Here is a 10753-nt window from a genome sequence, read left to right as displayed (position 1 = left end):
CCGGTCTCGGGGGAGAGGTCGCGACGAGGCTCTGCGAGTCGCGGGTGAGGGGGTGCCACCTCACCGCGCGTTCCACCACGCCGCTCCGTCCCGATCGCCCTTCAAATGGCGCTCGGACCCCCTGCGCGTCACAGCTTGGCGGGCGCGCCGATGGCCACGCCGGTCTCGGTCGTGACGCCGACCAAGGGCACCATCGTGTCGTACAGCCGCTCGCCCCGGCGCGGGTTGAGCAGCTTGGCGACGAGCGCCGTCCACCCGGTCTGGTGGCTGGCCCCGAGCCCGCGGCCGGTGTCGCCGTGGAAGTACTCGTGGAACAGGATGTTGTCCCGGAAGTACGGGTCGGTCTGGAACTTGGCGTCGTCCCCGAAGCACGGCCGGCGGCCGTCCGGCCCCCGGAGGAACAGCCGGGTCAGCCGGCGGGTGAGTTCCACCGTGACGTGGACCAGCGGCACCATGTTCCCGCTGTTGGTGGGGTACTCGACCTTGAACTCGTCCCCGTAGTAGAAGTGGAACTTCTGGAGGCTCTCGATGATGAGGTAGTTCACCGGGAACCACACCGGCCCGCGCCAGTTCGAGTTCCCGCCGAACATGCCCGTTTCCGAGTCCCCCGGGACGTACCCGACGCTCAGGTCGTACCCGTTGGCGTCGAACTTGTACGGGTGGTCGCGGTGGAACCGCGAGAGGCCGCGGATGCCGTAGGGGCTCAGGAACTCCTCCTCGTCGAGGAGCCGCCGCAGGAGCCGCTTCACGCGGTGCCCGCGAAGCAGCGACAGGAGCCGGCGCTCGCCGCGGCCGGGCTCGAACCACCGCGACACGAGGGACGCGAGGTCCGGCCGGTGGTCGAGCACCCACCGCATCCGGGCGGCGAACTCGGGCACCTGCGCGAGCAACTCGGGCTCGAGCACCTCGACGGCGAACAGCGGGATCAGCCCGACGAGGGACCGCACCTTGAGCGGCATCTCGCGGCCGTCGGGGAGGGAGAGTTCGTCGTAGTAGAACCCGTCCTCCTCGTTCCACAGGCCGATGCCCTTGCCGGCCATGTCGGTCATGGCCTTGGCGATGCCGAGGAAGTGCTCGAAGAACTTGATCGCGACGTCCTCGTACACCCGGTCCCGGGTGGCCAGTTCGAGCGCGATCCGCATGAGGTTCAGGGAGTACATCGCCATCCAGGCGGTGCCGTCGGCCTGGTTGATGAACCCGCCGGTGGGCAGCGGGTGGCTCCGGTCGAACACGCCGATGTTGTCGAGCCCGAGGAACCCGCCCTGGAACACGTTCCGGCCCTGGGCGTCCTTGCGGTTCACCCACCAGGTGAAGTTGATCATGAGCTTGTGGAACGCCCGCTCGAGGAACGTCCAGTCGGCCTCGTCGGCGCCGTCGGTCACCGGCTGGTCCAGCGCCCCGAGGTGGCCCTCGCGGAGCAGTTGCCGGTGCTTGCGGTCGATCTGGAACGTGCGCCACACGGCCCAGGCGTGGACCGGGGGGTTGGAGTCGGCGAAGTTCCACTCGTAGGCCGGGATCTGGCCGTTCGGGTGCATGTACCACTCGCGGCACATGAGGAGCAGCTGCTCCTTGGCGAACTCCGGGTCGAACGGGGCGATGGCGACGGCGTGGAACGCGGTGTCCCAGGCGCAGAAGTAGGGGTACTCCCACTTGTCGGGCATGCTGAGGATGTCGGACGCCTTGAGGTGCTCCCAGTCGGCGTTGCGGCCCTTCTTCCGCTCGGGCCGCGGGGCCGGCTGGGCCGGGTCCCCCTTGAGCCACCGCCACGTGTCGTAGGCGTAGAACTGCTTGGTCCAGATGAGCCCGGCGACGGCCTGCCGCTGGACGTGGCGGGCGTCCGGGTCCGGGATCTCGGGGGCGGTGATCGCGTAGAACTGGTTGGCCTCGCGGAGCCGGGTCGCGACGAGGTCGTCGAACCCGGCGAACGGCTCGGCGGGCAGGTCGGCCCGGTGCGACAGCCGGCACCGCACGACCACCGACTTCCCCGGGGGCACGGTGAACGTGTAGTGGGCGGCGACCTTGGTGCCGGTGTTCGCCGGGTTCACGGCCGCCGCGTTGCCCCCCACGACGCACTCGTTGATGCCGTCCTTGTAGTACCCGGACGACCCCTCGGGGGGCGGCGACGCGTACAGCGAGGGGATGTTGGTCTCGTTGTCGGTGAACAGGTACCGCGGCGCGCCGGGGGCCGCGCCGCCCTTGCCGTTGCGGCCCGCGGCGCCCACCTGCGCGCCCTCGGCCCAGAACTGGTACTCGCTCCACTCCGGGTGGATGAGCCGGAGCCCCGAGGGGTCCGCGTCGATGGTCGGCTTGAACGCGGTGGTGTCCCAGCTCCAGGTGTTGCGGAACCACAGGGTCGGGAGCAGGTGCAGCTCGGCCGGGTCCGGCCCGCGGTTGTGCGCGGTGACCCGCATGAGGACGTCGCGGGGCCCGGCCTTGGCGTACTCGACGACCACGTCGAAGTACCGGTTCTCGTCGAAGATGCCGGTGTCCTGGAGCTCGAACTCGGGCTGCCGCCGGGTCCGCCCCGGGCCGTCGCCGCTCTCGTTGAGCTTGCACTCGTCACGGAGCCGCTCGTAGGGGAACCGGGCCTGCGGGTACTTGTAGAGCATCTTCAGGTACGCCTGCGAGGGCAGCGCGTCGAGGTAGTGGTACACCTCCTTGACGTCCTCGCCGTGGTTCCCCTCCTCGTTGGCCAGGCCGAACAGCCGCTCCTTGAGGATCGGGTCCTTGCCGTTCCACAGGGACAGGGCCAGGCACAGCCGCTGGCGGTCGTCGGACACGCCCGCGATCCCGTCCTCGCCCCACCGGTACGCCCGCTTGTGGGCGTGCGCGAACGGGAAGTACGCCCACGGGTTCCCGTCCGGCGAGTAGTCCTCGCGGACGGTGCCCCACTGGCGGTCGGCCAGGTACGGCCCCCACCGCCGCCACGACGGCAGCTCGTCGAGGTCGCTGAGGCGGTCGAGTTCCGGGTTCGGGTCGGGCATCGGTGGGGTTCCGGGTCGGGTGCGTCGAGTTTGCGGCCGCGTGCGGGTACGGTGAAACCTAGGTCGGGTCGCCGAATTGCACAGGCAAATCAACCCGGGCGGCGAAGAAAGTCCGGGGAAAATGCGGCCGCGGTGTCCGGCCGTAACGCCTATTCGTGATGAGTCATTCGCCGGTTGCTCGTTGTAACTCGCACGACTCGGCTGTACCCTGTGGGCGGTCCTCCCCCCAACCCCCCAGGAACCCCTCCCCAATGGACACCCGCTTGCCCGTGTGGTCCGCCCCCGCCCTGGTCGCCGCACTGGTGCTCTCGGCCCCGGCCCGCGCCGGCGACGCCTGGCCCGGGTTCCGCGGCCCCACGGCCGACGGCCGCGCCGACGACCCGGCCCCCGTTACCACCTGGAGCGAGAAGGACAACGTCCTCTGGAAGGTGCCGGTCCACGGCAAGGGGTGGTCGTCGCCCGTGGTGCTCGGGAACCAGGTGTGGGTGACCACCGCCGACGAGACCCTCGCCGGCACCGCCGCCCCCAAGAAGGGCGGCCCCCCGAGCAACGCCGTCACGGAGGTCGCGTTCTTCGCCCTGTGCTTCGACCGCGAGACAGGCAAGCTCGTTTACGACATCAAACTGGGGACCGAGCAGAACCCCGCGTACTGCCACCCGTTCAACAGCTACGCCACGCCGACCCCGTTCGTCGAAGCCGGCCGCCTGTACGCCCACTTCGGCAGCCACGGGACCTGGTGCGTCGACACCGCGACCGGCAAGGTGCTCTGGGAGCGCCGCGACCTGAAGTGCGACCACTTCCGCGGCCCCGGTTCATCTCCCGCAGTCTACGGCGACCTGCTGTACCTGATCTTCGACGGGTTCGACTTGCAATATGTTGCCGCCCTCGACAAAACTAGCGGCAAAACCGTGTGGAAGACGGACCGGAACATTAAGTACACGAACGACAACGGCGACTACAAGAAGGCCTACGCCACCCCGGTGCTGCTGGGGGCGGGCGGCCGCGCGCAGCTCGTCTGCCCCTCCGCCGAGTGCACCATGGCCTACGACCCCAAGACCGGGGCCGAGCTGTGGCGGCTCACCCACGGCGGCATGAACGGGGCCGCCCGGGCCCTCGCCGGCCACGGGCTCCTCTACCTCACCAGCGGCCACACCGGGAAGCTGCTGGCGGTCAAGGCCGACGCGAAGCCCGACGCGGGCGGCCAGATCCCCAAGGACGCGGTCGCGTGGACCGCCGCCAAGAACGTTTCGACCCGGCCGTCGATGGTCCTTCACAACGGATTGTTGTTCATGGTCAGCGACCAGGCGATCGCCTCGTGCCTCGACGCGGCGACCGGAAAAGTGCTCTGGAGCGAGCGGCTCGACGGCGAGTTCTCGGCCTCGCCCGTCCTGGTCAACGGGAACCTGTACTGCTGCAACCAGGCGGGCAAGACGTTCGTCGTCGCGGCCGCCAAGGAGTTCAACGTGGTCGCCGAGAACCGCCTCGGCGAGGGAAAAGATGCCGGCTTTATGGCCTCCCCGGCGGTCGCCGGGAACGTCCTCTATCTCCGGACGAAATCGCACCTGTACGCAGTCGGAAAGCGGTGATAATTGCGGGCGCGAAAGATTGTGCGTTTCAGGTACAGGTGGTTGCCGGGGGGTTCTGGGTTGCGTAATCTGATCAATCACGAACCATTCCGACAACCCCTGATTTGGCAGGGCGTTCGAGGCCCGCCGGGCGCGACCGAGGCAAGATGAGGCGTCACAACCGCTACAGACGGTCCAGAGCGCCGCGTTTTCGCATCTTTGGGGACTTACCCCTTTCGTCGAGTTTGCGTCCGGTTATACTCTGCGTCGATTAGCCGCCGTGCGGGGACCGTGCGACAACGACGTCGCGACGTTCCCAACACCGCGGGGTGTTACTTTTACCGCCCCTTCCAGTGTCACGAGAGAGAGAAATGAATCGTACGTCCGCCAACTGGGTCAAGCAGATCTTCAGCCCGCTCCGCAAGAAGAACCGCAACCGTGCCAACACCGCTCGCCTAAACGTCGAAGGCCTCGATCAGCGTATCGTGCCCGCGATCTTCACGCCGGCCAACTTCGGCGAGTTGCGGGCCAACATCACGACGGCTAACGGCAACGGCGACGCGGTCAACACGTTCCTGCTCGACGCGACGACCTACACCATCACGGGCTTCGGCGACAACGCCAACCTGGATGGTGACCTCGACATCTTCAACACCAACGCCGCGGTATCGCTGAAGACCTACGTTTTCCAGGGTGAAACTACTGCTACGACGATCCTCGACGGTGGCGACGTCGATCGCATCTTCCAGATCATTGGCTCGAACGTGGCCGTCGAGTTCAACGACCTGACGATGCGAAACGGTCTCGCCCTCGACGATGGCACCAGCGCTGCCCCGGGTTCCGTTCCCGCGAAGGGCGGTGCGGTCCTCAATGGCAGCGGTGCGGCCGCTGGCAACTCGGGCGGTGACGTCGTCTTCAACAACGTGCTCTTGGGCGGAGCGACTACTGGACTGGGGAACAAGGCCGGCGGCGGGAATACGAACCTTGATGGGGCGGACGGGGTCGATGGTGACACTGCGGGCGAGGCCGGCACCGACGGGGCCGACGGCAAGGCCGCGTTCGGCGGGGCCATCTACTCAATCGGCGGGACCGTTACCATCTCCGGCACGAGCAAGGTCACGAACAACGTGGCGACGGGCGGCGAAGGCGGCACCGGCGGCGACGGCTCGAGTGGCTCGGCCGCGAAGGCGGGCGGCTTGGGCGGTAATGGCGGCGATGGCGGCGAGGCGGCCGGCGGTGCCGTCTACATCGAGAGCGGCGATCTCGTGGTCGAGGCTGGCGTTCTCTTCCAGTCCAACACCGCACTCGGTGGTGAGGGCGGCAGCTACGGCAGCGGCGGTGCTGGCAACGGCGGCAACGGCGGCAACGGCGGCAATGGCGGCAATGGCGGCAACGCCAGTGGCGGGGCTATCTTCGTGCTGAACGGGGAGCTGGCTGTCTCCGGGGCTACGTTCAAGTTCAACAACGCGACGGGCGGCGACGGTTCCCACGGCGGCATTGGCGGCGACGCAACCGGGGTCGGCCGCAAGGGCGGCAACTCGGGCAACGGTGGTGACGGCGGCGACGCGATCGGTGGTGCCATTGCGGTGGTCGCGGGCGATATCACCATCGACGGGGCCGCACTGATTCAGAGCAACTCCGCGATCGGCGGAAGCGGCTCACACGCCGACGGCGCCGGGAGCGGGGATGCCGCGGTCGGCCAGGGCGGCATCGGCGGGCTCGGCGGCAAGGGTGGCGACGCGTTCGGCGGCGGTATCTACGCCGGCAACGGGGCCGTGGTCATCGGCGCTGGCGCCATCATTGACGACAACAACGCGGACGCCGGTGACGGCGACACGGGCGGCACTGGCGGCAACGCCAACATCGCCGGCGCGAGCGGCGACGGCGGCGACGGCGGCGACGCGGGCGGCGGCGGCGTGTACGTCCTGGCCGGTTCCTTGTCGCTCACCAGTGTGACACTCACGTCGAACTCGGCCCTCGGCGGCAACGGCGGATCGGTTAGCGGGGCCGGCGACGGCGGGGTGAAGGGTGGCGACGCTGGCAGCGGCGGCAACGGTGGCAACGCGGCGGGCGGTGGTGCGTTCGTCGGCACAGGCGATCTCACCGTCACCGGCGGCACGGTCTCCAAGAACGTTGCCCTCGGCGGCAACGGCCAAGACGGGACTACCGGCGGCAACGCAGGGGCGACGAACGGTCAGGGTGGGGCCGGCAGCGACGGCGGCGACGGCGGCGACGGCCTCGGCGGCGGCCTCTACGCCGGCAACGGCGATGTAGTGATTCTCGGCGGTGCCACGATTCAGACGAACCTCGCCACCGGCGGCAACGGCGATACCGGTGTCGCCGGTGGCACCGGCGGCTCCAAGGGAGTGGGTGCCGGCGGCGACGGCGGTGCCGGCGGCGACGGCGGTGCGGGCAAGGGCGGCGGCATCTACCTCGCGGGCGGGAGCCTCACCGTTGATGGTGGGGCGACGGTCTCCAAGAACGTGGCTCAGGGTGGGAACGGCGAGTCCGGGGACAACGGCGGTGCCGCTCTGAACGCGGGCGACGGCGGCGACGCGGGCAGCGGCGGGGCCGGGGCCGGTGGTGGCATCGCGGTTGCCTCGGGCGTGCTGACGATCACCGGCGGGGCCACGGTCACCAGCAACTCCGCGCTCGGCGGTGTTGGTGCCGATAACACCGCCGGTACTGGTGGGGTTCCGTCGAATGTGGCCGGTGCGATCGGGGGCGACGGCGGCCTCGGTGGCAACGGTGGCGTCGCCCACGGTGGCGGCATTTGGGTGCTGGACGGGAAGGCGACGATCACGGGTGCCACCGTTACGGCCAACAAGGCCATTGGTGGGACCGCTGGGTTCGGTGCGGCTGGTGGTGCGGGAGCTGCTCTTGCCAACGCGGGTGCCGGTGGGGCAGGCGGCATCGGCGGCGAAGCCGAGGGCGGTGGCGTGTGGATCGAGGCCGGGTCGCTGACGGTGACGGGCAACTCGACCGTCTCGACCAACGTGGCGACCGGTGGCATCGGTGGTGCTGGAGGGAGTCGGGCTGCTGCTGGCGTCGGCAAGGCTGCGAACGGTAACGGCGGCGACGGCGGCGACGCTCGCGGCGGCGGCATCTACGGCGGTGCGGCCGCGGTGACCGTCAGCGGGCGCAGCATCGTCCAACAGAACACCGCCTTCGGTGGCGTGGGCGGTGCAGCCGCGGCGGGTGTCGCAGCGGGTCCGCAGGCGACCGGCGGCGCGGGTGGCGATGGCCTCGGCGGCGGTATCTACGAGGACACCGGAACCCTGACGGTCACGACCTCGCTCGTGCAGAGCAACACGGCCGCCGGCAACTCGGGCGGCACGGGTGGCGTTGCCGGTACCGGGATCGGCGCTGGCGGGAACGGCGGCCTCTCGGCCGGTGGCGGTATCGCCATCGGTGCGGGCACCGCGGTCCTCAACGGTGCGAGCGTTCAGAATAACCTCGCCGGTAACAACAGCGGCACGACCTTCACGGCCTTGGTTGTCCCGGGGGTTGATGTGTCCCGGATTGCCGGGGCTGCGGGTGGTGATGACGCGACGGACGGCGGGAAGGGTGGTTCGTCGCTCGGCGGCGGCCTGTACTCTTCGGCCAGTGCCGTGAGCGTGACGATTACTAACAGCAGCTTCTTCTTTAACAGTGCCGCAAACGCTGGCGAAGGTGGACGCACGGCTGCTGATGCGAAGGCTGATACCGCGTTGGCCACTTTCAATGGCGCGGGTGGTGAAGCTGCGGGTGGTGGTGTTTACCTCGCTGGTGCGAGCGTCCTGGTCCAGAACACGACGATTGCCCAAAATATTGCTGGTGGGCTGAACCCGGCGATTTCGGCGATCGCGCCGTTTGCTCCGACGATCGGTGGCGCGGGCGCGGGGACGACGGCGGGTGCGGTGACGGGCGGCGGCGTCTTCATCGACTCCAAGGCCGGCAAGATCCACAACTCGACGATCGTGTACAACGACGCGATTGGTGCTGCAGCGGTCGGGGACGGGCTCCGTAACAAGGGCACGCTCGAACTCGTCAGCACCATCGTGGGCCGCAACGGCACGGTGATTCTGGGCGGCAACGCGGCGAACACCGCGAACGGTACCGACATCAGCAACGTCGGGACGATCACCGGCAGCAACAACCTGATCGAAAACGCACTGGGTGCGGGCCTGACGGACGGCACCAACAACAACATTGTTGGCAAGTCGTTCCTGAACCCGACGTTCTCGCAAGCGGGACCGGCGGGCTCGCAGAACACGGTGTTCGTCGATACCGCGGCCATTGGCGCTCCGCAGTTGGCCTCGAACGGCACACTGTACTTCCGGCTGGCAACCTCGGCGGAGTTCAGTGCGGCCTCGGTTGTCAACCCCAACGGCAAGCTCCCGGCGGGTGCGACCAGCGCGATCGACCTGGGTGCGAACCCGGACGGGCTGGCGACCGACCAGATCGGCAACCCGCGCCAGCAGGGCACGGCGACCGACATCGGGGCGATCGAGGGCAACGGTCAGGTCGTCGCCACGAGCGGTGCGGCGGTGGTGTCGGCGGTGTTCTCCGGTACGGCCGCGAACACCTTCGACACGGTCACCGTGACCTTCAACCAGCCGATCCAGTCCGGCACCTACGGGCCGGGCGACATCACCATTACCGGCCCGGGCGGCACGCCGATCCCGGTCCTGAGCATCACGCCTGCGACCCCGGGCTCGACGACGGTGTTCGTGGTGACCTTCGCGCCCCAGACCGCGCCGGGCGCGTACACCTTCGCTCAGGGTGTTGACATCCTGAACGTCGGCGGCGGGTTCCAGATGAACCAAAACGGCAACACCGTCAACGGCGAACTGCCGCCGATCAGCCCCAACGACCTGTTCTCGACCACCGGCACCATCACCGGCGCGCCGGGGACGGTCCCGACGTACGCGGTGGGCGGGGCCAACGGGACCGTCCGGCTGTTCGCGGCCAACGGCACCCTGATCAGCAGCTTCCAGGCGATCACCGGGTACACCGGCCTCGTCTCGGTCGCCCTGGGCGACTTCGACGGTGACGGCACCCAGGACGTCGCGGTCGCGGCGGCCCAGCCGAGCGGCGTGGCGGGCCTGCCCGCCGGCGCGGCCGGCAAGGTGTTCGTGTACGACGGGGCCGACCTCGCCCTCGGCAAGGTCACCCTGGACCACACGTTCACCCCGTTCGTGAACACCAACGGCCCCGGCGGGACCACCGGTGCCTACATCAACGGGTTGAACATCTCCGCCGGCGACGTCGACGGCGACGGCGACATCGACCTGATCGCGGGCACCCGCGGCGGGTCGTCCACGGCGGGCCTGGTCGAGTACGGCCGCCTGATCGTGGTCAACCAGGGCGCGGCGGCGAACGGGTCGCAGGACACGTTCATCGGCACCGGCGCCCAGGGCTTCTTCCCGTTCGGCACGGCGTACCAGAAGGGCGTCGTGGTGTCGGCCGGCGACACCGACGGGACCATCGGGGACGAGATCGGCGTCACCCGCGGCGGCCCGGTGAACAGCACCAAGGCGTCGGTCCAGCAGATGAAGGTGAAGCTGGTCCAGCTCAACGGCACGGCCCTCCAGGAACTCGACCTGACCGGGAACGGCCTCAACGCCGACGGGACGACGAAGGTGCCGCTGGCACCCTACGCCGGCCTCGCCGGTGGGACCATCAACCGCGACGCCCGCGTCGCGTTCTCGGACCAGGACGGGGACGGGAAGGACTCGATGGTGTTCTCGGCCATCGACCCGTTCACGATCCCGGGCAGCCGGACGATCCGGATCTCGGCGTTCAACGTCGCGAACACCGGGCTGGCCACGGTGGTCAGCACGGGGACCGGGCCGAGCAACAGCTACACCGTCGGCAGCGGCGTCTCGGTGTCGTTCGACACCGCGGGCGTCACCGCGACGGCCCCGGTGTCGAACCTGGCCCTCATCTCGTCGACCGGGGCCAACGGGTCGGTCCAGATCCTCAACGCCCTCACCGGCGCGGTTCTGGCCGGCGGGTTCTCCCTGGCGATCCCGACGGGCGGCGTGACCCTCGACGCCATCTAAGTGTGTAACGAGCCCGGACAGAACCTTTCGGGTTCTGTCCGGGTGAGATGCGCAGACTGGATAAATCGTACGACCCGCCGGAGTTCACGTTCTACTCTTGGAGTGGAACAAACTCCGCCGGCATACCCGGCCGGCGGTAGACCATAATGGTCTACCG

The 10753-nt window shown here is 69.1% G+C and carries 3 protein-coding genes; 2 read left to right on the top strand and 1 reads right to left on the bottom strand.

Features of this window, described 5'->3' with window-relative positions:
- Positions 1 to 128: 128 nt before the first annotated feature.
- Positions 129 to 2984: an MGH1-like glycoside hydrolase domain-containing protein gene (locus ACTIGN_RS33330; RefSeq protein WP_439632137.1), complete on the bottom strand. Its 2856-nt coding sequence runs from the start codon at positions 2982 to 2984 to the stop codon at positions 129 to 131.
- A 251-nt stretch (positions 2985 to 3235) separates the two neighbouring features.
- On the opposite strand from ACTIGN_RS33330, the gene ACTIGN_RS33325 reads away from it, so the two are divergent.
- A complete protein-coding gene (locus ACTIGN_RS33325) occupies positions 3236 to 4570 on the top strand; it encodes an outer membrane protein assembly factor BamB family protein (RefSeq protein ID WP_439632135.1) in 1335 nt (444 codons plus the stop codon).
- Positions 4571 to 4920: 350 nt separating this feature from the next.
- The gene (locus ACTIGN_RS33320) at positions 4921 to 10596 is read left to right on the top strand and encodes a beta strand repeat-containing protein (protein ID WP_439632133.1); all 5676 of its coding nucleotides are present in this window, start codon (positions 4921 to 4923) and stop codon (positions 10594 to 10596) included.
- Positions 10597 to 10753: the final 157 nt, after the last annotated feature.

The organism is Gemmata sp. (genome assembly GCF_051859125.1).
GTDB lineage: Bacteria > Planctomycetota > Planctomycetia > Gemmatales > Gemmataceae > Gemmata.
The sequence above is the reverse complement of the archived record's forward strand: the minus strand, read 5'-3'. Positions and strand labels throughout refer to the sequence as shown.